The following is a 24,406-nucleotide window of genomic DNA, read 5'->3' as shown; positions in this document are numbered from 1 at the left end:
CCTATTTTGATTTGTATTTGGCGAGTTACGCGTTTGCTAACTCATTTTTTGCTTTTTTCAAAATTTCGTCCATATTCGCTTTTGAATCATTTGGCACTTTACGCACATCAAATTTGATGCCTTTGGCTTTTAATTCATCAAACGTATCAACGTCTTCTTGACCCATTGATAATACTTTGCTTACAACGACTTTTCCAACAGAGTGAGCCATTGAACCAACGTTTACTTCTGGGATTTCTACGCCGCCTTCAACCACTTTTAAGACGTCTTCAGGATTTTCAAATAATAATAATGCTTTTGTATTGCCAAAACGTGGATCTTTCGCTACTTCAATCATTTTACTGATTGGAATAACATTGGCTTTTACTCCTGGAGGAGCTGCTTGTTCGATTAATTTCTTACGTAAGTCATCTTTTGCAACGGCATCAGAAACAACAATAATTCTGTTTGGTTGTGTTGCTTTTGTCCAAGCTGTTGCTACTTGACCATGTAATAAACGTGAATCAATACGTGCTAGCACAAATTTAATTTTGCCATCGCCAACAACTGTACCTGGTGGTAACGAACCTTTTGGCTGTGCATCTTCTGTCGCAGCAGCTTTTGGTGCTTCTGCTGGTTGTAACTCTTCTGGTTTAACTTTGACACCATCTTTTGCTGTTTCAAGAATGTGTGTCGCAATTTCTTGTGCTGATTCCATAGAGAAACGAGAAGCATATGCTTCAATAACCATTGGTAAATTCATACCTGCAACGATTGCCCATTTGTCTTTATGATCTTCTAACAATGAGTTCGCTTGGTTAAATGGTGTTCCTCCCCATAGGTCAACTAAAAATAGTACTTCGTCTTGATTGTCAAACGATGCAATGGCTTCTTGCATTTTTGCTTTTACATCATCGGGACCTTCGCTAGGCATTAACGTAACTGCTTTTACATTTTCTTGTTCGCCAAAGATCATTGCACCAGATTGCAAGATCCCTTCAGCAAATTCACCGTGACTTGCTAGGATAATTCCTACCATTTTTATACCTCCTGTATAATTGATGTTTTTTTTCATGGTTGTACTGCTAAACGCTTTCACTTTTTGAAAAAAATCAGATAAATCAGATTCTGACAAAAATAAATGAAAAAATTTCAATAGTTCTTGATTTTTTTCAACATCAGCACTTGCCTTTATCAATACAGTTCATGAAGCAATGATGTTGGTCCTAGGCCACCACATCCTTTCAATGTCTTTCGTCTGTAAAAATTAACGTCAGCTGGCGTTATTTTCTTTGCTACGCTCTTTTTTCAGTAAATCCATCAAATTCACTTGGCTGTCTGCTGCGACTTTTCGAATTTCCAATTCAATACCTTGTTCATTTAAAAACAGAAATGCTTTTAAATCGTTGGCATCCACTGCGACTGCATTCGTAATCATTCGCTTGCCTGTGCTGAAACTCATTCCGCCAATATTCACAGAAGTTAGTTGTACACCGCCTTCGACCACTCGTTTCACGTCCAAAGGATTAGTGAATAACAACATGGCTCGAAACGAATCAAAACGAGGATCAGGGTAAACATCAATCATTTTTTGAACAGTGATGACATTTACTTTGACACCAGGTGGAGCAGCTTGAACCAACAAGGCTTTTCTCAAATTGTCATGAGCAACGGAATCACTAACCACTAAAATGCGATTAATGTTCGTCAATTTTGCCCAAACAGTTGCTACTTGGCCATGAATTAATCGATCATCAATTCGAGCTAAACGAATATCCATTACCATCGGGAATGCTCCTTTAAATTCATTTTTAAAGGTTAGGACCTTTGTCTTTTTACTTAAAAATTTTAGGTAAAAAGGGACACCTTATTATAAGCAAGTTTCGTGCCAACTTTAGTGTATCGGTTCGAAACCTAGAAAATTATAGGTTTTTTTAAGAAAATAAAAAAAACGATACACTAATAAATAGTGTATCGTTTTTTCTGTATTAATCTAGTGTATCAATTTCGGTGATTTTATCTTCGATACACTGAGCATTTTTGACTAACTGTGCGATAAAATAAACTTCTTCTGCTGGAACATCCATATTAAGAGCTTCTTCCATAGTCTCAATTGAGGCCACAATCACTGGATAAATTGGTTCTTGAACCAATCGACCAAGTTCCTTTTCTGAAACCGTCAGTGTATCATTCCGTAAAATACGCTCCAACATGCCCGATGTGTGCATAATCAAATTGATGTAAAATGTGTACTCTTCTGGCATCGCTAATTGGGTTTGGATATTTTTAGCGAATGACCACAACAGATCAATGATTTTTTTTCCATTAATGAAAGTGAAACTTTGCTCCATATATTTTAGACAAATTTCTTTTGCTGCCGCTTCGTCCAACGGCTTATTCATTACTTCTTCTTTCCGCTCTGCTAGTAATTGCTGAATAATTTTTTCTGCTTCACCGGAAAAGAAATTTTCCATGGAAATATAAGGAACACCAATTTTGGGATTGGTAATCCCAGTTGTCGCAATAATTTCATAGTCTTCTTGAATTTTAGGCAAGACTTCTTTCATATTTACAATGGACAAAGGAATCACTTCTAAATGCCAGTCTATTTGTGGCAAGACAGCTTCCTCAATAAGCTCTTTCATTCGGCGCGCAGTTCCTTCTCCAGAAGCGCAGATAGCAATAATTGCTCTTGTTTTCCAATTTTCAATGATTTGTTTCGTTTCACTTTGGCGAATATCGGCATAGCCATGAAAGTTTTTTAAAGACTCGTGAAGTGTTTCCAATTGTGTATCAATTAATGCGGTTTTGCGGGCCGCTTCAAGAACAATTGGCGTGGTCACCATGTCTACTGTCCGCACATCAATGCCTGTCTGGCGTACAATTTCTTCTGAAAACGTACTTAATGAACCCATATCCACTAATAATAGTACGCCATTTTCTTCATTCACTTCACCAACTGCTTCAACGATTTTACGCAAAGCTTCTTTCGGTGGCATATCTAACGGCATATCCACAGCCTTCAAATTATCAACATTTAACAATTGAGAAACCACTTGTACCATACTGCTAGCGGTACTATTTCCGTGCGCAGCCACGACAATGCCAATCCGGCCAGCCTCAGGATTTTCTCTTAAAGAAATGAGCAAAACAGCTAAATAGTAACTTTCAGATTCAGGAATCTCCATCTGATAACTACTTTCAATAATATTTTTAATTTCTTTCGCTGTTTCAAACTCTGTTGGATAATCTAAAACCATATTTCGAATACTTTCATTTAAAGGATGCTTAGGATCTTTGCCTAATTGGATGCGTTTCAAGAAAGAACTAATGTGTAAACTCATTGCATAAATAAAGTTGGGTTGAAACGAATACGATAACCGCTTCGCTGCAAAATTATAAATTTTCTTAGTGACATCAATAATTCGTTGGTCAACAATTTCAGCCAATTTATTTTCTGTATCAAAGGTGAATCCATAATCTTTGTAGAAAGATTTTAAATGAACATTGATATCCGTTGTAATAAAATTATTAATTAGTTCTTGGTCCAAGCCGTCTGCTTTTAAGAGAGCCGCTTTATCTCCAATAATCTCATATAGATTGTAAGGCAATTCATAGGCATCTGACTGAATAGCTACTAAAGATTCATTTGGTGATACCACTAATTGCGGTTCCAGATATTTCGATAACTCCGACAATACTTCTCGATTACTGGCAAGTTGCATAATGCCTTCTTTAATATTGTCCGTTAATTCGTCCATCGTAATCATTAATTCCTCTTGTTCCATCTGATTAAGGAACCCTCGCGCAGTCACAAGTTGCACATTCGATTTTAGCTGACCGACATTTCCATAAGAAACACTTCCAATTAACGCTTTGACCACATCTTCTGACAAAGAGATTCGCCGTTGAATCCGCGCTGCTTCCATTGAAACCATCACTTTTAGGAGGTCAATTTTTTCTTTCGCAGGACGGTCACTAAAGTTCGGTAATTGAATGATAATCGGAATGCGTCGCACAAAAGTATTCAATAAAGAAGAAGTAGGATTCTCCGTCGTAGCACAAATAATCCGAACATCCGCATGATGTGATTTCACTGTTTCACCTAAACGCGCGTACACGCCGTGATCCATAAAATAAAAAATCATTTCTTGTCCTTCGGGTGGTAACCGATGTACTTCATCTAAAAACAGAATGCTGCCATCTGCTTCATCAATAATCCCTTCTTTCGCTTTCGTAGCGCCTGTGAAGGCCCCTTCTACATACCCAAATAAATGCGACATCAAAAGTTCTGGATTATGCGCATAGTCTGCACAGTTAAACACCACAAACTCTTTTTCTTTGGCCACAATTTGGTTCAGCTTCGCAAATTGAAACATGGCATGAGCAAAATAAGTTTTCCCAGAACCTGTTGGTCCAGTAATTAAACAATTCAAGCCTTTTGGCGGATATAAAATCGCTGCTTTGGCTTGTTCAACCGGCGTTTTCATGCTCCCAGCTGAACCGATAATTTTTTTGAAAATATCTTCAACTTCTGGGGTTTTACTTGTCGTGACTACTGGTTCAACCAATGGTTCGATAAAAGTTTTTGTGGAGTGATCCATTGATTTTTCCCGATAACTTTTAACTGGCTTGGTTAATGGTCGATGCTGAAACGCCACCTGCGCGACATATTTTACTGGTCGACCAGATAATTTTTTCAAGCGCCCTTCACGAACCAGTTGATTCAAATCTTTACTAGCATTGGTCCGCTGAATGTTTAAACGTTCTGAAATTTCTTGTGTCGTGACTCCCGCATCACTTGTTAAGGTCATTGGCGTTAAATTCTTCGTTTGCTCTTTAACATATTGATAGATTTTTTCAATCCGCTTCATTTTTGATGGCTCCTTTAATCGATACACTAATTAATTTACATGATACAGTGTATCATTAAAAAAATACACTAAAAACCCTTTCATGAAAAAAATTTCTGTTTCACATGAAACATTTTAAAAAAGCGCCTTTTTTCTATAAAAAACCCACCTTTTTATTCGTTTCTGTAAAAAGATTGAAACTCCTTGAAAAAAGGTTCTGTAGCCGATATAATGCAGAGAGGTTCAAGAATATATTAAAAGCGAGGAAAACAATTGATTACTGTTAATGATGTAAGTTTACAATTTCCAGATCGTAAACTTTTTGAAGAAGTGAATATTAAATTTACTCCTGGCAACTGTTACGGCTTAATCGGCGCAAACGGTGCAGGAAAATCAACGTTTCTTAAAATTTTATCAGGTGAGATTCAACCGACAACTGGCGTGGTTTCAATGGGTCCTAATGAGCGACTAGCGACGCTGAAACAAAATCACTTTGACTACGAAGACTACACTGTTTTAGAAACTGTAATTATGGGACATAAACGTCTTTACGAAGTAATGAAAGAAAAAGATGCTATCTATATGAAAGAAGATTTTTCAGATGAAGATGGGATTCGTGCCGCAGAACTAGAAGGCGAATTTGCTGAACTTGACGGTTGGGAAGCAGAACCTGAAGCAGCTGTTTTACTCCAAGGGCTAAACATTCCAGAAGAATTACATGATCAAAAAATGAGCGAATTAACAGCTGGTCAAAAAGTCAAAGTATTATTAGCTCAATCTCTTTTTGGCAAACCAGATGTCTTACTATTAGACGAGCCGACAAATGGTTTAGACACTCGCTCAATCAATTGGTTAGAAGAATTTTTAATCAACTTTGAAAATACCGTTATCGTGGTTTCCCATGACCGTCATTTCCTAAACAAAGTCTGCACTCACATGGCAGATTTAGACTTTAGTAAAATCAAACTTTACGTTGGTAACTATGATTTCTGGTTGGAATCAAGCCAACTAGCGACAAAATTGCAAGCACAATCTAATGCCAAAAAAGAAGAACAAATCAAAGAATTACAAGACTTTATCGCTCGTTTTAGCGCCAATGCCTCAAAATCAAAACAAGCAACGTCTCGTAAAAAAATGTTAGATAAAATTACCTTAGATGACATTCAACCTTCCTCTCGTCGTTATCCATTCGTTGGTTTTACACCAGAACGTGAAATCGGCAATGACTTATTACAAGTTGAAAATGTCTCTGTAACGATTGATGGCAAAAAAATCTTAGATAATATCTCGTTCAACTTAACAAAAGATGATAAAGTGGCATTCATCGCTGACTCAGATATTACAACGACTACGTTATTCAAAGTGATTATGGGCGAAATTACTCCCGATACAGGTTCTGTTCGTTGGGGCGTTACAACTAGCCAAGCTTATTTACCAAAAGACAACAGCAAAGACTTTGAAGAGCCATTAACCATTTTAGATTGGTTACGTCAATTTGCTGGTAAAGAAGAAGATGACAATACGTTCTTACGTAGTTTCTTAGGTCGGATGTTATTCTCTGGTGAAGAGGTACTAAAACCAGTCAATGTTCTTTCCGGAGGCGAAAAAGTGCGTGTCATGCTTTCAAAATTAATGCTTTCCAAAGCCAATGTCTTAGTTTTAGATGATCCAACGAATCACTTAGACTTAGAATCAATCACTGCATTAAATGATGGGTTGATGGCTTTCACTGGTTCAATTCTTTTTGCTTCACATGACCACCAATTTATCCAAACATTAGCGAACCGAATTATTGCTGTTTCTGATAAAGGGGTCATTGATCGGGCAGAAACAACCTATGATGAATTCTTGGAAAACCCAGAAATTCAAAAACAAATGGACGTTTTATTCAGTTCAGATTATTAAAAAATGAGGTCGGGACAGAAGCGTTTAACTCCGAGAACCAAGTAGGTACTGTTCAACATCTATTTACTTTGCAAATAGTGTTTCTCAGCAATAAGAAGGAATTTCCGAAAATTGTCATAAAACACAACGAGGAACGAGTTGATGTTGCATGATACCTACCCGGTGTTCTATAATTTTTGGAGACCAAGTAGGTATTGTTCATCATCGAATCACTACGTTCTTCGTGATTCTCAACAATTTCGGCTTATTTCCGAAGGACCTTCAACTCTTAGAGCTTTAGCTCTTAGAAGTTGTTGAGATCGGAGCAACGCGTAGTGTTGCTTCTGTTCCCGCCGTTTATCAATTTTTAAGCCTGGGACAAAAATCACTTTGGATTTTTGTCCCAGGCTCATTTTTTATTTTCTTTTTTCACCAAAAGAAAACACAGCAATACAACCTATTCCAGTATGACTAGTAATGGTGGGGCCTAGAGGATAAATCAGTATCTCATTAACCTCTATTTCTTTTTCAATTAATTCTTTGACTTTTTCCGCGTCATCTTTCGTTCCCGCATATGCAATCAACAGTGTTTGTTTCATTGGCTCTACAATGCCTTGAATCGTTTCTTGCGCAATCTTTTGCAAGGACTTGTTTCGTCCACGAGTTTTACCAACGGATGCTAGTTTGCCCGCCGCATCCACGCGAATAATTGGTTTAATGTTCATTAAGCCACCAAGTGCAGCCGCTGTTTTAGAAATCCGTCCGCCACGTTCTAAATGTTTTAAATCATCTACCGTTACCCACGAGTGAAGTTTCATTTTTTGCTCTTCAAGATAGGCAACAACTTCTCCTAATGAATGACCATCTGTTTGTAATCGAATGGCTTCTCGGACTAACATCCCTTGACCTAAGCTAGCTGCTTTTGTATCAATAATATGAATTTCTACATTATCGTACTCTTCTTTTAACATCTCTACTGATTGCAACGCACTTTGATAAGAGCCACTTAACCCAGATGAAAAAGCTAAATAAATCACCGGTAACCCTTGCTCCACAAAAGGACGGAAAAATTCATTGTAGCGTCCCACATTAACTTGAGAGGTAGTGGGCATACTTCCATTTTTAATGGCCGTTAAGAAGTTCTGATAATCAAACGTTTCACCTAAATCATCGCGATATTCTTTCCCGTCAATTTGAATATTCATGCTAATAAAAGGTACTTGGTTTTCTTTTAAGTATGTATACGGCAAGTCACAACAAGAATCTGTCACTAATTGATAATTCACGGACAATTGCCCCCTTCATGTTTTCTTTTATTTTACCATAGTTTTTCATTTTTATATAAAATTAAAAAAGAACGTAAAGGCTGAACTGGCATAAGCCATCCTTTACGTTCCCTTAAAAATCTGCTTAAATTTGTGCCCAAACGCTTTCTAAAACGTTCGTTTGGTTACGGTCTGGACCTACAGAGAATGTTGAAATGCGCACACCAACTAATTCTGAAATCCGATGCACGTAGTTACGAGCATTAGCTGGTAAATCGGCTAAAGTTTTGCAACCAGTGATATCTTCAGACCAACCTGGTAATTCTTCATAAACTGGTTTACAGCGGCTTAATTCTTTCAAGCTTGCTGGATAATGATAAATTAATTCACCATCAAGTTCATAAGCTGTACAAATTTTCACCGTTTCTAAACCACTTAACACGTCAATCGAGTTTAATGACAAGTTCGTAATCCCTGATACACGTTTTGAATGACGCATGACTACTGAATCAAACCAACCAACACGACGCGGACGTCCTGTTGTTGTTCCGTATTCTTTACCGACACGACGAATGGTTTCCCCTGTTTCATCAAATAATTCTGTTGGGAATGGGCCGTCACCGACACGTGAAGTGTACGCTTTGCAGACACCAACCACTTTATTAATTTTTGATGGACCAACGCCACTACCGATAGTTACGCCACCAGCTACTGGATTAGAGGAAGTAACAAATGGATAGGTTCCTTGATCGATATCCAACATGACACCTTGTGCCCCTTCAAATAAAACCCGTTTTCCAGCATCTAATGCATCGTTTAAAATAACCGAAGTATCTGTAACATATTGTTTAATTTGTTGTCCGTATTCATAGTATTCTTCAAAAATATCATCAAATTCAATGGCTTCGCTATCAAACATTTTAACGAATTGACGATTTTTTTCTTCTAAGTTGATTTGCAAACGTTCCGCAAAAATTTCTTTATCCAATAAATCAGCGATACGGATTCCCACCCGTGCTGCTTTATCCATGTAGGCTGGGCCAATTCCTTTAATCGTTGTCCCAATCTTGTTTTCACCTTTCGCATCTTCTTGCAATTGATCCAATTTAATATGATACGGCAAGATGACATGGGCACGATCTGAAATACGTAAATTATCAGTGGCAACATTATTTTCTTTTAAATAAGCTAATTCTTTTACTAAAGATTTTGGATTCACAACTACGCCGTTACCAATTACACTAATTTTTTCTTTATAGAAAATCCCTGAAGGAATTAAATGTAATTTATACGTTACGCCGTCGAATTTAATGGTATGTCCGGCGTTATCTCCGCCTTGGTAACGAGCGATCACTTCTGCGTTTTCACTTAGAAAGTCTGTAATTTTTCCTTTACCTTCGTCGCCCCATTGCGTTCCAACAACTACTACTGATGACATTCGAACACCTCGTTCATAATTTTTTTGTCCTGAATCATTGTACCAGTAAAACCAGTCCCTTTCAAGGGTAAAAATCGAATATTCTTTCACAATAAAAAGCGTTTCTGTCAAAAATACGAACATTTTTAGCTATGTTTTTGTAAAATAATAAAATATACGAATATTGTTCGTGTTTTACTCTCTGATTTTAATCCCTTAATAAGCAAAAAAACGAACTCAAAAAATGAGTTCGTTTTTTTAAAATTCTGTCCTCGGCGAAAGCGAAGAAAATTTATTATATTCTTTAATGAAAAGTAATTCGACCGTTCCACGCGCACCACTACGGTTTTTCTCAATGATAACTTCTACAACATTGTCCACTTCTGGTGGCTCATGATCGCCGTCTTCTCCTTCACCACGATCGTAGTAATCATCACGATAAAGAAAGGCAACGATATCGGCATCTTGTTCAATGGAACCTGATTCACGAATATCACTTAACACAGGACGTTTATCTTGACGTTGTTCCACGCCACGAGAAAGCTGTGACAAAGCGATAACCGGGACTTTTAATTCTTTCGCTAATTTTTTTAATTGACGTGAAATATCAGAAACCTCCTGTTGGCGGTTCTCTTTTCCAGTTCCTTCAATCAATTGTAGGTAGTCGATCAAAATTAGACCTAAGTTGCCTTTTTCTTGTGCTAATTTACGACATTTCGCACGAATTTCGGTAATTTTAATCCCTGGTGTGTCATCAATATAGATATTCGCACGGGACAAACTACCCATCGCAATAATTAAGTTTTGCCATTCTTCTTCAGATAATTGTCCTGTTCTTAAATGGCTGGCCTCAATGGATCCTTCTGCACAAAGCATCCGGTTCACTAATGATTCTGCCCCCATTTCTAAACTAAAAATAGCGACAGCTTTATCTGTTTTGGTGCCGACATTTTGGGCAATATTTAATGCAAAAGCGGTTTTCCCTACCGCTGGACGGGCCGCTAAAATAATTAGCTCTTCCGCTTGCAAGCCGGCAGTCATTTTATCCAATGCTTGATAGCCTGTAGGTAAACCAGTAATCTCTTCATCATTTTGGTATAATTGGTCAATATTCGCAATAGTTGTATTTAGAACATCTGAAATTGATAAAAAGCCACTGCGATTCCGCTTTTCAGAGACTTCTAAAATGCTTCGTTCTGCATCATCCAAAATAGATTCAACATCTTCACCTTGCTCAAAGCCTTTAGTTACAATCTCTGTAGCAGTTTGGATTAAGTTGCGCAGCAACGATTTTTGTTCAACAATTTTTGCATAATAAATGACATTGGCAGCTGTCGGCACAGCTAAAGCTAAATCTGACAGATAACTTAGTCCACCAACATCTTCTAACAAATTCTCTTGTTCTAGGCGATCTTTGATTGTTACCACATCAATCGCTTCATTTCGGTCGCTTAAGGTCATCATCGTTTGGAAAATCAACTGATGACTACGACGATAGAAATCTTTAGGTTCCACATATTCCATCGCTTCTATTAGCACATCTGCATCTAAGAAAATAGAACCTAAAACGGCTTGTTCCGCTTCAATATTTTGTGGCGGTACCCTATCTTGCAATAATTCATTCATTTTGTTCTCTCCCACGATGTCTTACTTTCTGGTTCATTTAGTCTATCCATTTTAACACAATTTCATTAAAAAAAGTACATTTTTTCTCTGCTGATTTCTCTATTTTTAGTTCACTTCCCAATTTTAAAAAATATACAATTAATAAAAATATAATACTTTCGTTAATTTAAATTGTTGTATATTTGATTTTTAAATATTATAAAAATAATTAGAGTAATTTATTTGGCATAAAAAAGAAGCCGGAGAAATCGGCTTCTTTTTTATCGATTGTATCATTCCGCTACGACATGAACCTTAATTTTCGCTGTAACTTCATGATGTAGTTTGACTGGTACGTTAGTGTAACCTAGAGAACGAATTGGGTTGGCTAATTCGATTTTGCGTTTATCCAATTTTACATTGTATTGTTTGTTTAAGGCTTCTGCAATTTGTTTTGAAGGAATTGAGCCAAATAAACGGCTGTCTTCTCCAGCTTTTGCCTTGATCTCTACAACAGTCTTTTCATCTTCTAAAAAGGCTTGCATTTCTTTTGCTTGTGCTAAAACTTCTGCTTCATGTTTTTCTTGGGCTTTCTTTTGACCCGCTAATGCACTCATGCTCCCTTTATTGGCTTCTTTCGCATAACCATTTTTAATTAAAAAGTTTTGGGCGTAACCAGTTGGCACTTCTTTTACGTCCCCTTTTTTTCCTTTTCCTTTAACGTCTTGTAAAAAAATGACTTTCATTTCCTTCACTCCTGTTCATACATTTCATTAATATTTTGACGAATTACATCAAGTAGTTGCTCTTTTACTTCTGCTACTGTTACGTTTGATAATTGTACTGCCGCATTAGTAAAGTGACCGCCACCACCTAAATTTTCCATAATAATTTGGACATTAATTGAACCATTACTCCGAGCACTAATGCCAATCTGTTGATCCGTCCGCTTGGTAATGACAAATGCTGCATTAATCCCTGCCATAGAAAGTAATGTGTCCGCTGTTTTGGCAGCTGTGACACTATCATATTCTTTGTCTTCACTCCCTGCAACAACGACGGTATCTTTTGTGACATATTCGCTTTTAGAGATTAAGTTGTTCATTTCCAGATAGCTTGTAAGATCAGAACTTAATAGATATTGTACTAAAGATGAGTCTGCTCCACAAGTTCGTAAATAACTAGCCACATCAAATGTTCGCGCCGTCGTTCGTGTATTGAAACTTTTCGTATCAACCACAATTCCCGCCAACATCATGGTTGCTTCAAAGGCCTGCAGTTTATTTGCGCTATTACTTTGGTATTCGATCAATTCTGTGACTAATTCTGAAGCAGAAGAGGCAGAAGATTCAATATAAGAAAGCAAGGGTTTTGCTGGAAATTCGTCTCCTCGTCGATGGTGATCAATGATTACTACTTTATCAAAACGCTCATAGAGCTCTTGTGAGATCGATAGAGACGGTTTATGGTAATCTACCATAACTAATAAGCTACTTTCTTTCTTGCGCTTCATGGCCTCTTTAGGACTAATAATGCGCTCTTCTAATTCTGGGTACTCTTTAATCGCCTCTAACACTCTTTTGACATCGGGAATGATTTCATTTTCATCTAAAACAATCCACGCTTTTCGATTATTAAACGAGGCTAAACGAGCAACACCAAATGCTGAACCTAACGCATCCATATCTGGATAACGATGGCCCATAATATAGATGTCAGCTGATTCCGCAATAATTCCCTTAATTGCCATGCTCATTGCGCGAGAACGTACTTGGGAACGTTTCGTCGTTACTGCCGTTTTTCCACCAAAAAATAACGGCTTCGCTTCATCTTTGGCTTCTTTTACAACCACTTGATCGCCGCCACGTACTAAAGCTGTATCTAGGTTCGTTTGAGCCGTGGTCCCGGTTTGATCTAAGGTTGGCCCCCCATAAGCAATCCCCATGCTTAACGTAATGGCTACTTCATGGTTAGCTGATTCCTTACGGATCGTATCCAAAATAGAAAATTTTTCGTCCATCATTTTTTGAATATCTTCCCATTGGGCAATGAAAAAATAACGTTCTGCGTTGATTCGCTTATAAAAAACTTTGTATTGGTCCATCCAATCAGAAACCATCGTCGTAATGAAACTATTCAAATAAGAAATTTCTTTCTCATCCATTGTATCGGTGACATCATCATAATTATCGACAGACACAATGCCAATAGCCGTTTGCATTTCGACTTTTTCTTGATACAAATTACTTTCTTTAGTGATATCTTCAAAAGTAATTGTATGTTGTTCTTTATTGACGCTAAAGCGATAGGTATTTTCGTCAATCGTAAAAATATCTTGGTTTCGTTCTGCTAATTCTAAATAAGACGTCACTTGGCTAGCGGTTAACGTTAGCTGATTGTCTTTATTAAAAATAGAAGCAGCATAAGGATTAAGCCATTCTACCGCGCGTGTTTCCCCGTTATACGTAATAATTCCCACAGGTACTTCATTTACAACATAATCCAACGATTGTTCAGCAATGGAACTTGCTTCTTGAATCTTTTCTACGTTCGTAATTTCTACATCTCTAATCAACAGCCGAATAACCACTAAGAGAAAGATATCTAATGCGATAATTACCGCCAATAGCAGCCATTTATTTGTTAGTAAGAAATAGAGGAGAAATTCTACTAAGAGAAGACCCACAACAATTAAGAAACCGTTTTTTTGAATTCTCTTCTTTTGCATTTTTTTGCCTCCAATCTTTCTGCAGACCTTTGAGGCGACTTGTTCCAACGAGCATATTGCTCTGGTGATTCACTAGTTATTTCATCCCTTATTTTATCACAAAACACTTCATTCTGCGAACCTTGTTATGTTTCACGTGAAACACTAGTCAAGATAAAAAAGAACCAAAGAGCAAGCTCTTTGGTTCTGGAAATTGTCATAAAATTATTGTTCGTCACTAACGAATGGTAATAATCCCATGATACGTGCGCGTTTAATAGCAATCGTTAATTTACGTTGGTTTTTAGCGCCAGTACCTGTAACACGACGTGGTAAAATTTTGCCACGTTCTGAAATGAATCGTTTTAACAATTCAGTATCTTTATAGTCGATGTATTCGATGTGGTTTGCTGCGATGTAGTCGACTTTCCGACGTTTACGTCCGCCTCTTCTTTGTTGTGCCATTCTTGTTCCCTCCTATCAAATTCGTTTAGAATGGTAAATCATCATCTGAAATGTCGATAGATGAACCTGAGCCACCAAATGGATCAGAATCTTTATCGAAATCAGGCATACCGTTATTGTTTTGCGACTGAGAAGATGATGGATTGAAACTATTGTTGTTGTTATTAAATCCAGAACCGGCATTGTTATTACCAAAGCTACGATTTTGTGATTGATAACCATTTTCGTTGTTATTAAAGCTACCGCCGCCAGTTCCTCTTTGTTCTGAAGCAGAACGAGATTCTAACAATTGGAAGTTTTCACAAACCACTTCAGTTACGTAGACACGTTGACCTTGTTGGTTCTCGTAGTTACGAGTTTGAATTCTTCCGACAACACCTAATAATGTACCTTTACGGGCATAATTAGCCATTGTTTCTGCGGGTTTACGCCAAATCACACAGTTGATAAAGTCTGCTTCACGGTCACCATTTTGATTCGTAAAGTTACGGTTTACAGCAAGTGTAAAGGTCGCAACAGCTGAACCACTAGCGGTGTAACGTAAGTCAGGATCTTTTGTCAATCTTCCGACTAATACAACGTTATTAATCATTCAAAACATCTCCTTTCGTCAATAAATGTTTCATGTGAAACAAATTATGCTTCTACCTTCACGATCATATGACGGATAATATCGTCATTGATTTTTGCTAAACGATCAAACTCGTTGATTGCGCCAGCTGTTGATGGAGAAGTAACATTAACGATATGATAGATGCCTTCACGGAATCCGTTCATTTCATATGCTAAGCGGCGTTTTTCCCAATCTTTAGATTCGATAACTTCTGCTCCGTTATCTTTTAAGATTGTGTCGAAACGTTCTACTAAAGCAGTTTTTGCTTCTTCATCAATGTTCGGACGAATAATGTACATGATTTCGTACTTCGTATCTTGACTCATTGATTTTCACCTCCCTATGGACTTCAAGGCTCTTAGTTGGCTAAGAGCAAGGAGAACATACCTAAAAAGGTAGTTCACAATCTCTAATTATATGCTAATTGATGGACAAAAGCAAGAAATAGTTTTGAAAAGCCCCAATAAAAAAGTTTCGCCAACTGGCGAAACTTTTTTATGTTATTCTTCTGTTTCTGATGTTGTTTCGTTTTCTGTTGTTTCTACAACTTCAACGATTTCTTCTTCCACTTCTTCTGGTTCTACAACAGCCATTGTTACCACTTTGGCACCATCTTCCATTCTCATTAAACGAACCCCTAATGTTGCGCGTCCTGTTTGAGAAACAGAATCAACGTTAAAGCGGATAATGACGCCTTTGTTCGTAATCAATAAGATATCTTCATCCCCATTGACCGTGGTTAAACCAGCTAATGGACCATTTTTCTCAGTGATATTTGCTGTCTTAATCCCTTTACCGCCACGTCCTTTAACTGGATATTCAGAAGCTTTTGTACGCTTACCATAACCATTTTCAGTAATGACTAGGACTTCTTTATTTTCATCCAGAATCGCTGCGCCGACCACATAATCATTTTCGCGGAGACGGATTCCCCGAACGCCTGATGCTGTCCGGCCCATATCACGTACAGTATTTTCATCAAATGTGACAGAGTATCCTGCATGTGTTCCGATAATCATCTTCTGATTGCCATTAGTCGTTACCACGTTAACTAACTCATCATCTTCTTTTAAGCTAATGGCGATTAATCCATTACTACGGATATTAGAAAAGGCTGTTACGGCTGTCCGTTTGACGGTTCCTTTTAAGGTTGTGAAGAACAAGTATTTACCTGCTTCCGCTTTGCCCTCAACAGAAATAATCGCTTGAATTTTTTCTGCAGAATCAATTCCCAGTAAGTTAATCACTGGAATTCCTTTTGCTGTTCTACCGTATTCAGGGATTTCGTAACCTTTTGCTCGGTAAACTTTCCCAGTGTTCGTAAAGAATAATAACGTGTCGTGTGTTGAACAAGAAACTAGGTTTTTCACGAAATCATCATCGTGAACGCCCATCCCTTGGACACCACGTCCGCCGCGGCGTTGCGCCCGGAATTCGGAGTTTGCCATCCGCTTAATGTAGCCGTTATTGGTTAATGTAATCACGACTTCTTCTTCTTCGATTAAATCTTCATCTTCAAGACTTAAGACTTCACCTACTAATAATTCTGTGCGTCGTGCATCACCAAATTTTGTGCGAACGTCATTTAACTCTGTTTTAATGATTTCAATGACGCGTTCTGGGCGGGCTAAAATGTCCTCTAAGTCCGCAATGAATTTCAATAGCTCTTGATATTCATTTTCAATTTTGTCGCGTTCTAAGCCTGTTAAACGGCGTAAACGCATATCTAAAATTGCTTGCGCTTGACGATCTGAAAATTCAAAGCGTTCAATTAACGTTGCTTTTGCTTCGTCATCTGATTGTGATCCACGGATAATGGCAATGATTTCATCGATATGATCTAAGGCAATTCGTAGACCTTCTAAAATATGCGCCCGTGCTTCTGCTTTGTTTTTGTCAAAAATCGTCCGGCGAGTAATGACTTCTTTTTGGTGCTCGACGTAATTTTCTAAAATACGTTTCAAGCTTAAAATTTTCGGTACGCCTTTTTCGATGGCTAACATGTTAAAACCAAAAGATGTTTGTAAGGCAGTCATTTTGTACAAGTTGTTTAACACAACAGAGGCACTCACATCTCGACGAACATCGATGACAATCCGCATGCCTTCACGAGAAGATTCATCCCGCAAATCAGTAATTCCTTCAATTCGTTTATCTCTGTGTAATTCAGAAATTCGTTCGATTAATTTGGCTTTATTCACCATATAAGGCAATTCAGTTACTAAAATACGTTCTTTTCCATTCGGCATTTCAGTCAATTCAACTTTTGCACGAACAGTAATCGAACCTTTCCCTGTTTCATATGCTCGGCGAATCCCTGATTTCCCCATCACTAAACCGCCTGTTGGAAAATCTGGTCCAGGTAACACTTCCATCAATTCATTCGTCGTTACATCAGGATTGTCCATCAATAAACTTGTTGCATCAATCACTTCACTTAAATTGTGTGGTGGAATGTTTGTTGCCATCCCCACCGCAATCCCCGTTGTTCCGTTAACTAGTAAGTTTGGAAAACGAGCAGGTAAAACTACTGGTTCTTGTTCTGAATCATCATAGTTTCCTTGGAAATCGACTGTATTTTTGTTAATATCTCGTAGCATTTCTAAAGCAATTTTACTCATACGTGCTTCGGTATAACGCATAGCGGCAGCGCCGTCACCATCGACAGAACCGAAGTTTCCGTGGCCGTCAACTAACATAGCCCGATAACTAAAAGGTTGTGCCATCCGCACCATTGATTCGTAAATCGCACTGTCCCCATGGGGGTGATATTTACCCATAACATCCCCAACAATCCGGGCTGATTTTTTGTGTGGTTTATCAGGGGTTACCCCTAATTCGTTCATTCCATATAAGATTCGGCGATGAACAGGTTTTAAACCGTCACGAACGTCAGGTAACGCGCGGGCTACGATAACACTCATTGCGTAGTCAATGAAAGATTCTTTCATTTCGCTGGTCAGATTGACGTCTTGAATGTTTTCTTTAATTTCTTCACTCATGAATTTTTTCCCCTCTAAATATATGTTCTAGCGTCTCTTACAACGTTGCGACACATTAAATATCCAAGTTTTTCACGTAATGGGCATTTTCTTCGATAAACGCACGACGTGGTTCCACACGATCGCCCATTAGCATTTCAAAAATTTGGTCAGCTTCAATGGCATCATCGACACTCACTCGCGCCATTAATCGTTTTTCTGGGTCCATTGTTGTTTCCCAAAGTTGGTGATCATCCATTTCACCCAACCCTTTGTAACGTTGAACACTTGGTTTTGGTGAAGCAGGTAATTCTTCTAACACTTTTGCTAGTTCCTCTTCAGCATGTTTGCCCGGTTGAACGTAGGTGATGTTTTTCCCTTGTTTCACACCATATAGTGGTGGTTGGGCAATATACACATAACCAGCTTCAACAATTGGCCGCATGAAGCGATAGAACAAGGTTAATAACAACGTTCGAATATGCGCACCATCGACATCGGCATCGGTCATAATCACTAGTTTGTGATAACGTGCTTTAGAAACATCGAAATCTTCGCCGAAGCCTGTTCCCATAGCTGTAAATAATGACCGAATTTCTTCATTGGCTAAAATTTTATCCATGCTGGCTTTCTCAACATTCAAGATTTTCCCACGAATTGGTAAAATGGCTTGGAATTCACGGCTACGTCCTTGTTTTGCTGAACCGCCTGCCGAGTCTCCTTCGACGATAAATAATTCGCATTTTTCCGGATCTTTACTTGAGCAATCAGCCAGCTTCCCTGGCAAGTTGCTAATTTCTAACGCGCCTTTACGACGGGTGACTTCACGGGCTCTTTTAGCGGCTAAACGAGCTTTTGAGGCCAACATACCTTTTTCGACAATTTGTTTGCCGACTGTTGGATTTTCCATTAAGAATTTTGTAAAGTATTCTGAGAATAAACGATCCGTAACGGTCCGTACTTCTGAGTTCCCTAATTTCGTTTTGGTTTGTCCTTCAAATTGAGGATCTGGATGTTTGATGGAAACCACTGCAGTTAAACCTTCACGAACATCTTCCCCAGTTAATTTTTCATCGTTTTCTTTCATCAATTTTTGTTTACGTGCATAGTCATTAATCACACGTGTTAAAGAAGTTTTAAAACCAGATTCATGCGTTCCGCCTTCATAAGTATGAATATTGTTGGCAAAACTTAAAATATTTGAGTGGTAGCCATCTGTATACTGCATTGACACTTCCACTGTAATATCTTGTTGCTCTCCTTCAATGAAGATTGGCTCTGGGAAAATAACGTCTTTATTGGCATTTAAATGCTCAACATAACTCTTAATCCCGCCTTCATAGTGATACTCTTTTTTATCTTCTTGTCCTTCACGACGGTCTTCAATTGAAATGTGTAAGCCTCGATTTAAAAAGGCTAATTCACGAACCCGTGTTGCTAATTTATCAAAATCATAAACGGTTGTTTCTGTAAAAATTTCAGGATCTGGAATAAAGTGAACAGTAGTTCCGTGACGATCCGTTTCTTCGATAACTTTTAGGTCATCAACAACCGCACCACGACGATATTCTTGGTAATACACTTTGCCATCTTTATAAACACGAACATCTAAACTGGTCGATAAAGCATTAACAACAGAGGAACCAACACCGTGCAAGCCACCTGATACTTTATAGCCGCCACCGCCAAATTTCCCGCCGGCATGTAGCACTGTAAACACTGTTTCCACAGCTGGGCGACCTGTTTTGGCTTGAATCCCGACTGGAATTCCACGACCATCATCGATAACAGTAATACTATCGTCTGGTTCGATAATTACTTGAATTGATTTAGCAAATCCTGCTAAGGCTTCGTCGATAGAGTTGTCAACGATTTCCCATACTAAGTGGTGTAACCCTTCGCCACTAGTAGAACCTATGTACATACCAGGACGTTTCCGGACAGCTTCTAAGCCCTCCAAAACTTGAATCTGACTAGCGTCATATTCTTGCGCACGTTCTCTCATGTTTTTTTCTTCTTCTGTCATGTCGCTGAATTCCTTTCTATCTTGCCTTGTTGAACATAAAAAATATCTGGTTCAACTGTTAGCTTGTCTTTTATGTGATCTAAACTAGTTGTCGTTAAGAACGTTTGAACTTTGCCTTCAATCGTTTCTAACAAGTGAATTTGACGTTCATTATCTAATTCACTCATGACATCATCTAGTAATAACACAGGATATTCTCCTGTTTCTGAATGCATCAAATCAATCTCTGCCAATTTAATACTTAAAGCTGTCGTTCGCTGTTGGCCTTGTGAGCCATACGTTTGAACATTTTGACCATTGACAATAAACAGCAAATCGTCACGATGAGGGCCTAAAAAAGTATTCGCTTTAAACAATTCACGCTTACGATTGTTCATTAATTGTTGGAGCAATTGATTTTGAAGTGCTTCTAAGGAAAGATCCGTGTTGTCAATTGGGATGCTTGATGCGTAGTCAATGGTGAGCGTTTCGCGTCCATGACTAATTTTTTGATGGAGTAAGTTTGCCCAGTGTTCTAATTTTTTAAGAAAACCTAACCGAGCGTATAGAACTTTCCCGCCAAATTCAGCTAGCTGTTCTGTCAAAATATCCAGATAAACAGTATCTGTTTGTTTCTTTTCAGCTAGTTGTTTTAGGTATTGGTTCCGTTGCTTTAAAACAGTCTGATATTGGACAAGATCATAAAGATAAATAGGACTCACTTGTCCGAGTTCCATGTCAATAAATTTCCGGCGGACTTGAGGTGAGCCTTTCACCAAAGATAAATCTTCTGGGGCAAATAAAATAACATTCAGTTGCCCAATGTACGCACTGAGCCTTTTTTGCTCAATGTGGTTAACCTTGGTTTTACGTCCTTTGTTGGAAATTAAAATTTCCAACGGCACGGTGCCTGTCTTTTTTTCAACCACGCCGCTAATTTTAGCTGCTGCTTGTTCCCAGCCAATTAATTCTTTTTCATTGCTGGTTCGATGACTTCGTGTCATTGCTAGAACATAAATGCTTTCTAACAAGTTGGTTTTTCCTTGGGCGTTTTCGCCTAAAAAAAGATTTAACGTTTTTGGAAAATCTAAGCTGACTGTTTCATAATTACGATAATGCTGAAGTGTCAGCTCATTCAGCCGCATCGTCGGACTCGTTTCCGTTTTTCACCATAAAAAAAGTACCTTCTTCAGGTATCTCAATCATCATGCCCGCATAAAGTTTCCGTCCGCGACGATTTTCCAACTCGCCATCAACAAACACGCTATTATCTGCCAAATACCATTTGGCTTGGCCGCCACTACCAATGACGTTGATTTCTTTAAGAAACTGACCAAGCGTTATATACTCAGTTGCTAAAACAAACGTTTTTTTCAATGTGCATCCCTCTTTTTTCTAATACGTTCTCATATATATTATACCCTTTTTCATAAGAGAAAACAAATTTATCTGTCTAATTTTCATTCTAAGCAATTTTAATTCTAAATGACCGAAAATATTATTAGGATAAAAAAACTCTTAAAAAGCATTTTAAAACGGAAATTGATATTTTCTTGAGAAAAAAGGGACCTGATTTGGCAGAAATGACGAGTAGCGTTTAACTAAAAAACAATTTGGGGTAACTCAAAGACAAACGAAGAGGGCGCGCAATGAAGAAAAGTAGCTTGTAGAGGTCTGAGCGTCGTTTTAAGCAACGTAAACTTCTTTCACTAGGAAATGTTCATAAAAAAATGAACAGCTCTTAAACGAAAAATTAAAGGGCTTTTTTTCTTTATCCACGAAAAAAAGGCAGAATTTATTCTTCAAACGATAGTTCAAACATTCACAATCATATTAGCGTAAAAGCTATTCTAGTTTTAAAAAGCTTATCTAGCAGCGTTTATCGGCTTTAAACAGACGACAAAAAAGAACCTTCGGCGATCATAGTGATTTTCCGAAGGTCTTTTTTAAACATGATTAATTTGTACGAACCGGTGTAATTAGTTGAATGAAATCTAGTTCTGTTTCGGTTGGCTCCAATGTAAACGGACGAATTGGAGAAAGGAATTTCACGGTAATATTCATATCGCCAAACGCTCGCAACGCATCTTTCATATAATCTGGGTTGAAAGAAATATCCAACGCTTCACCAGAAACATTTTCATAGTTTAAAGCTTCTTCGACTTTTCCAATTTCAGGTGAATTTCCATATAAAACAACAGAATCTGGTGAAATTGAAAGGCGAACAATATTGTTACGTCCTTCATGAGAAAGTAAAGAGGCACGTTCGATTGCTGAAAGCAATTCTGGTACATAAAATTCAATTTGCGTGTTATGGCTAGTTGGAATTAAACGGTTGGTATCAGGATAATTTCCTTCTAACAAACGAGAATAGAAGTACATTGTTTCTGTTTTAAATAGCACTTGGTTTTCCATAATGCTGATTTCAACCATTTCTTCTTCATTGGTTAATGAACGAGAAAGTTCAGTTAAACTTTTTCCTGGAATTACAATGTTAAAGTCTTCTACTGCTTGTTCTGTCGGGATCACACGTTGACTTAAACGATGTGAATCTGTCGCAACGGCAAGTAATTTTTGATTTTCTAAAATAAAGTGAACCCCAGTTAAAATTGGACGACTTTCGTGCATCGATACAGCAAAACCTGTTTCACTAATAATTTTTGTCAATAAATGAACAGGTAATTTCATTTGGTTTTGAGTATCAATTACTGGTAAGTGCGGATAATTATCCGCATCTAATCCATTAACCGTAAAATCAGCTTTTCCTGAAGTAATTGCAACTTGATTGTTATCTAGAACTTCCATTGTGAACATATCTTCTGGTAATTTACGAATAATTTCGCCAAAGAAACGAGATTGTAAAACGATGCTACCTGTGCGTTCAATGGTCATTTGAGCTTTTTCATCGTCTTTACTTAAAAAACTTTCAATTGAAATATCCGCGTTACTCCCAGTAAGTGATAAGCCATCTTCTGATAACACAATTTTAACACCTGTTAAGATTGGAATCGTTGTTTTAGAAGAAATTGCTCGTTGAACAGTTTGTAATTCTTGTAAAAAGACACTTCGTTTGACCGTTAATTTCATAATGTAAACTCCTTTTTAAGTATTTTCAATACGTTCTAATTTTGTACGCCACTGTTTTGTATATTATATATAAATAAATAATAAAAGTAATAGGGCATGTTGATTCTGTGGAAAAGTCAAAAGAGCATTGATTTTACTAAGTTATCCACTTGTGTATAAGTTGTGGATAACTTTGTTCTTTTTTGTTTAGTTTTCCACATCCTAAGAGTTCAATAAATTTTTAATTTCACTGACTTCTTTTTGAATCGCTGGGTCTTTTTCCAATAATTGCTGAATCTTTTCGTGCGCATGAATCACCGTTGTATGATCTTTGCCGCCAAATTCGGCACCAATTTTTGGCAAGGAATTGTCGGTCATTTCTCTAGCAAGATACATTGAGATTTGACGAGGAACCACAATTGTTTTCACCCGTTTTTTCCCTTTTAAATCTTTAAGAGGCACATGATAATATTTGGATACTTCTTCTTGAATTTGTAAGATGGACAATTGATTTTTACTACCAACTGATTTTAGAGATTTCAAGGCGTCCGCCGCTAAACTAGTGGTAATATCTTCTCCATTAATAGTTGCAAAGGCTTGAACGCGGACCAAAGCACCCTCTAATTCACGGATGTTGGAATCAATTTGACCAGCGATATAACTTAGTGTATCATCCGGAATTTCTAAACGCTCGGCATCTGCTTTTTTGCGCAAAATTGCAATCCGTGTTTCTAAATCAGGCGGGGTGATATCGACAGACAAACCCCAAGCAAAGCGAGAAACTAATCGTTCAGGTAATTTTGGAATATCATTCGGCGGGCGATCACTTGTTAAAACAATTTGTTTATTTTCATTGTAAAGATCGTTGAAGGTATGGAAAAATTCTTCCAATGTTGCTTCTTTTTCCGCCAAAAATTGAATATCATCGACTAATAATAAGTCAACATTGCGATATTCTTTCCGAAATTGTTCGGATGTCTTTGTTTGAATTGAGTTGATAAATTCATTCGTAAACGTTTCGCTACTAACATATTTGACTTTGGCATCTGGTTGATTCACTAACATTTGATGACCAATAGCATGCATCAAATGGGTTTTCCCTAACCCTACACCACCATAGAAGAAAAGGGGATTGTAAATCGAACCAGGATCCTCGGCAACAACAAGCGCTGCAGCATGAGCCATTTGGTTTCCTTTACCAATAACGAAGGTGTCGAAAGTGTACTTAGGATTAAGCATCGCTTTTTTACTTTGTTCACTAAAAACAACTTCTTCTTCGGCAGGTTCTTCGAGTTCTTGTGCCAGTGCTGCGTCTTTTTCATCGGCAACAACAAAATGGGGCATCACTTCTGCACCGGTCAATTTAAATCCAGTTTCGACAATTTTTGCCGAAAGATTTTTTTCCCAGTAATCACGATGAACTGCAGAAGGGACTTCTAGCCACAATTGATTGTTGTCTAATTTCAAAGGGCGTGTGGTTTTAATCCAAGCATCAAAACTTGGCGCCGACAAAATCGCTTGATAGGCTTCTTCAAGGCTATGCCAAAAACTTTCCACGTCGGGCAT

18 protein-coding genes are annotated in these 24,406 nt (G+C 37.9%); 1 reads left to right on the top strand and 17 read right to left on the bottom strand.

Annotation, left to right across the window (positions count from 1 at the left end; all coding sequences use genetic code 11):
• Nucleotides 1–25: 25 nt before the first annotated feature.
• The 3 genes from IGL36_RS00090 to IGL36_RS00080 form a co-directional block, all read right to left on the bottom strand.
• Nucleotides 26–1,018, bottom strand: coding sequence for a mannose/fructose/sorbose PTS transporter subunit IIA (locus tag IGL36_RS00090; RefSeq protein ID WP_002356030.1), 993 nt, complete (start codon nt 1,016–1,018; stop codon nt 26–28).
• Nucleotides 1,019–1,252: 234 nt separating this feature from the next.
• Complete coding sequence (locus tag IGL36_RS00085) at nt 1,253–1,765, bottom strand: mannose/fructose/sorbose PTS transporter subunit IIB (RefSeq protein ID WP_002385473.1); 513 nt, start codon at nt 1,763–1,765, stop codon at nt 1,253–1,255.
• Nucleotides 1,766–1,967: 202 nt separating this feature from the next.
• Nucleotides 1,968–4,853, bottom strand: a complete 2,886-nt coding sequence (locus IGL36_RS00080; RefSeq protein WP_002356028.1) for a sigma 54-interacting transcriptional regulator — start codon at nt 4,851–4,853, stop codon at nt 1,968–1,970.
• Between the two features lie 252 nt (nt 4,854–5,105).
• On the opposite strand from IGL36_RS00080, the gene IGL36_RS00075 reads away from it, so the two are divergent.
• Complete coding sequence (locus IGL36_RS00075; RefSeq protein ID WP_002359215.1) at nt 5,106–6,737, top strand: ABC-F family ATP-binding cassette domain-containing protein; 1,632 nt, start codon at nt 5,106–5,108, stop codon at nt 6,735–6,737.
• A gap of 395 nt (nt 6,738–7,132) precedes the next feature.
• Here IGL36_RS00075 and IGL36_RS00070 read toward each other — a convergent pair whose 3' ends face one another.
• The 14 genes from IGL36_RS00070 to dnaA form a co-directional block, all read right to left on the bottom strand.
• A complete protein-coding gene (locus IGL36_RS00070; RefSeq protein ID WP_002359214.1) occupies nt 7,133–8,002 on the bottom strand; it encodes a DegV family protein in 870 nt (289 codons plus the stop codon).
• Between the two features lie 124 nt (nt 8,003–8,126).
• Nucleotides 8,127–9,419, bottom strand: coding sequence for an adenylosuccinate synthase (locus IGL36_RS00065; RefSeq protein ID WP_002359213.1), 1,293 nt, complete (start codon nt 9,417–9,419; stop codon nt 8,127–8,129).
• Between the two features lie 237 nt (nt 9,420–9,656).
• Nucleotides 9,657–11,024: a replicative DNA helicase gene (dnaB, locus tag IGL36_RS00060; protein WP_002381331.1), complete on the bottom strand. Its 1,368-nt coding sequence runs from the start codon at nt 11,022–11,024 to the stop codon at nt 9,657–9,659.
• Between the two features lie 272 nt (nt 11,025–11,296).
• A complete protein-coding gene (gene rplI, locus IGL36_RS00055; protein ID WP_002356023.1) occupies nt 11,297–11,749 on the bottom strand; it encodes a 50S ribosomal protein L9 in 453 nt (150 codons plus the stop codon).
• A 5-nt stretch (nt 11,750–11,754) separates the two neighbouring features.
• A complete protein-coding gene (locus IGL36_RS00050) occupies nt 11,755–13,779 on the bottom strand; it encodes a DHH family phosphoesterase (RefSeq protein ID WP_002363542.1) in 2,025 nt (674 codons plus the stop codon).
• Between the two features lie 156 nt (nt 13,780–13,935).
• The gene (gene rpsR, locus IGL36_RS00045) at nt 13,936–14,175 is read right to left on the bottom strand and encodes a 30S ribosomal protein S18 (protein ID WP_002356021.1); all 240 of its coding nucleotides are present in this window, start codon (nt 14,173–14,175) and stop codon (nt 13,936–13,938) included.
• A gap of 25 nt (nt 14,176–14,200) precedes the next feature.
• The gene (gene ssb / locus IGL36_RS00040; RefSeq protein ID WP_002364599.1) at nt 14,201–14,767 is read right to left on the bottom strand and encodes a single-stranded DNA-binding protein; all 567 of its coding nucleotides are present in this window, start codon (nt 14,765–14,767) and stop codon (nt 14,201–14,203) included.
• 44 nt (nt 14,768–14,811) lie between these two features.
• Nucleotides 14,812–15,114, bottom strand: coding sequence for a 30S ribosomal protein S6 (rpsF, locus tag IGL36_RS00035; protein WP_002356019.1), 303 nt, complete (start codon nt 15,112–15,114; stop codon nt 14,812–14,814).
• A 174-nt stretch (nt 15,115–15,288) separates the two neighbouring features.
• Nucleotides 15,289–17,790, bottom strand: coding sequence for a DNA gyrase subunit A (gyrA, locus tag IGL36_RS00030; protein WP_002361457.1), 2,502 nt, complete (start codon nt 17,788–17,790; stop codon nt 15,289–15,291).
• A gap of 55 nt (nt 17,791–17,845) precedes the next feature.
• A complete protein-coding gene (gyrB, locus tag IGL36_RS00025; RefSeq protein ID WP_002359210.1) occupies nt 17,846–19,795 on the bottom strand; it encodes a DNA topoisomerase (ATP-hydrolyzing) subunit B in 1,950 nt (649 codons plus the stop codon).
• Nucleotides 19,792–20,919: a DNA replication/repair protein RecF gene (recF, locus tag IGL36_RS00020; protein ID WP_002397722.1), complete on the bottom strand. Its 1,128-nt coding sequence runs from the start codon at nt 20,917–20,919 to the stop codon at nt 19,792–19,794. The genes gyrB and recF overlap by 4 nt, the downstream gene beginning before the upstream one ends.
• Nucleotides 20,906–21,151, bottom strand: a complete 246-nt coding sequence (gene yaaA, locus IGL36_RS00015; RefSeq protein ID WP_002356015.1) for a S4 domain-containing protein YaaA — start codon at nt 21,149–21,151, stop codon at nt 20,906–20,908. The genes recF and yaaA overlap by 14 nt, the downstream gene beginning before the upstream one ends.
• Before the next feature lie 579 nt (nt 21,152–21,730).
• Nucleotides 21,731–22,861 carry a DNA polymerase III subunit beta gene (gene dnaN, locus IGL36_RS00010; RefSeq protein ID WP_002356014.1) on the bottom strand — a complete coding sequence of 377 codons (1,131 nt, stop codon included), beginning with the start codon at nt 22,859–22,861 and terminating at the stop codon, nt 21,731–21,733.
• A gap of 201 nt (nt 22,862–23,062) precedes the next feature.
• Nucleotides 23,063–24,406, bottom strand: a complete 1,344-nt coding sequence (gene dnaA, locus IGL36_RS00005) for a chromosomal replication initiator protein DnaA (protein ID WP_002356013.1) — start codon at nt 24,404–24,406, stop codon at nt 23,063–23,065.

The sequence above is a fragment of the Enterococcus sp. AZ011 genome, from assembly GCF_050548355.1.
In the GTDB taxonomy this organism is placed as follows: domain Bacteria; phylum Bacillota; class Bacilli; order Lactobacillales; family Enterococcaceae; genus Enterococcus; species Enterococcus faecalis.
The sequence above is the reverse complement of the archived record's forward strand: the minus strand, read 5'-3'. Positions and strand labels throughout refer to the sequence as shown.

Bases quoted from the DNA above. Each gene is read 5' to 3' on its own strand.
- rpsR (WP_002356021.1), bottom strand. From the start codon at position 14,175: ATGGCACAACAAAGAAGAGGCGGACGTAAACGTCGGAAAGTCGACTAC.
- gyrB (WP_002359210.1), bottom strand. From the start codon at position 19,795: ATGACAGAAGAAGAAAAAAACATGAGAGAACGTGCGCAAGAATATGAC.
- rpsF (WP_002356019.1), bottom strand. From the start codon at position 15,114: ATGAGTCAAGATACGAAGTACGAAATCATGTACATTATTCGTCCGAAC.
- IGL36_RS00065 (WP_002359213.1), bottom strand. From the start codon at position 9,419: ATGTCATCAGTAGTAGTTGTTGGAACGCAATGGGGCGACGAAGGTAAA.
- ssb (WP_002364599.1), bottom strand. From the start codon at position 14,767: ATGATTAATAACGTTGTATTAGTCGGAAGATTGACAAAAGATCCTGAC.
- IGL36_RS00090 (WP_002356030.1), bottom strand. From the start codon at position 1,018: ATGGTAGGAATTATCCTAGCAAGTCACGGTGAATTTGCTGAAGGGATC.
- IGL36_RS00080 (WP_002356028.1), bottom strand. From the start codon at position 4,853: ATGAAGCGGATTGAAAAAATCTATCAATATGTTAAAGAGCAAACGAAG.
- recF (WP_002397722.1), bottom strand. From the start codon at position 20,919: ATGCGGCTGAATGAGCTGACACTTCAGCATTATCGTAATTATGAAACA.
- dnaN (WP_002356014.1), bottom strand. From the start codon at position 22,861: ATGAAATTAACGGTCAAACGAAGTGTCTTTTTACAAGAATTACAAACT.
- rplI (WP_002356023.1), bottom strand. From the start codon at position 11,749: ATGAAAGTCATTTTTTTACAAGACGTTAAAGGAAAAGGAAAAAAAGGG.
- dnaA (WP_002356013.1), bottom strand. From the start codon at position 24,406: ATGCCCGACGTGGAAAGTTTTTGGCATAGCCTTGAAGAAGCCTATCAA.
- IGL36_RS00085 (WP_002385473.1), bottom strand. From the start codon at position 1,765: ATGGTAATGGATATTCGTTTAGCTCGAATTGATGATCGATTAATTCAT.
- gyrA (WP_002361457.1), bottom strand. From the start codon at position 17,790: ATGAGTGAAGAAATTAAAGAAAACATTCAAGACGTCAATCTGACCAGC.
- dnaB (WP_002381331.1), bottom strand. From the start codon at position 11,024: ATGAATGAATTATTGCAAGATAGGGTACCGCCACAAAATATTGAAGCG.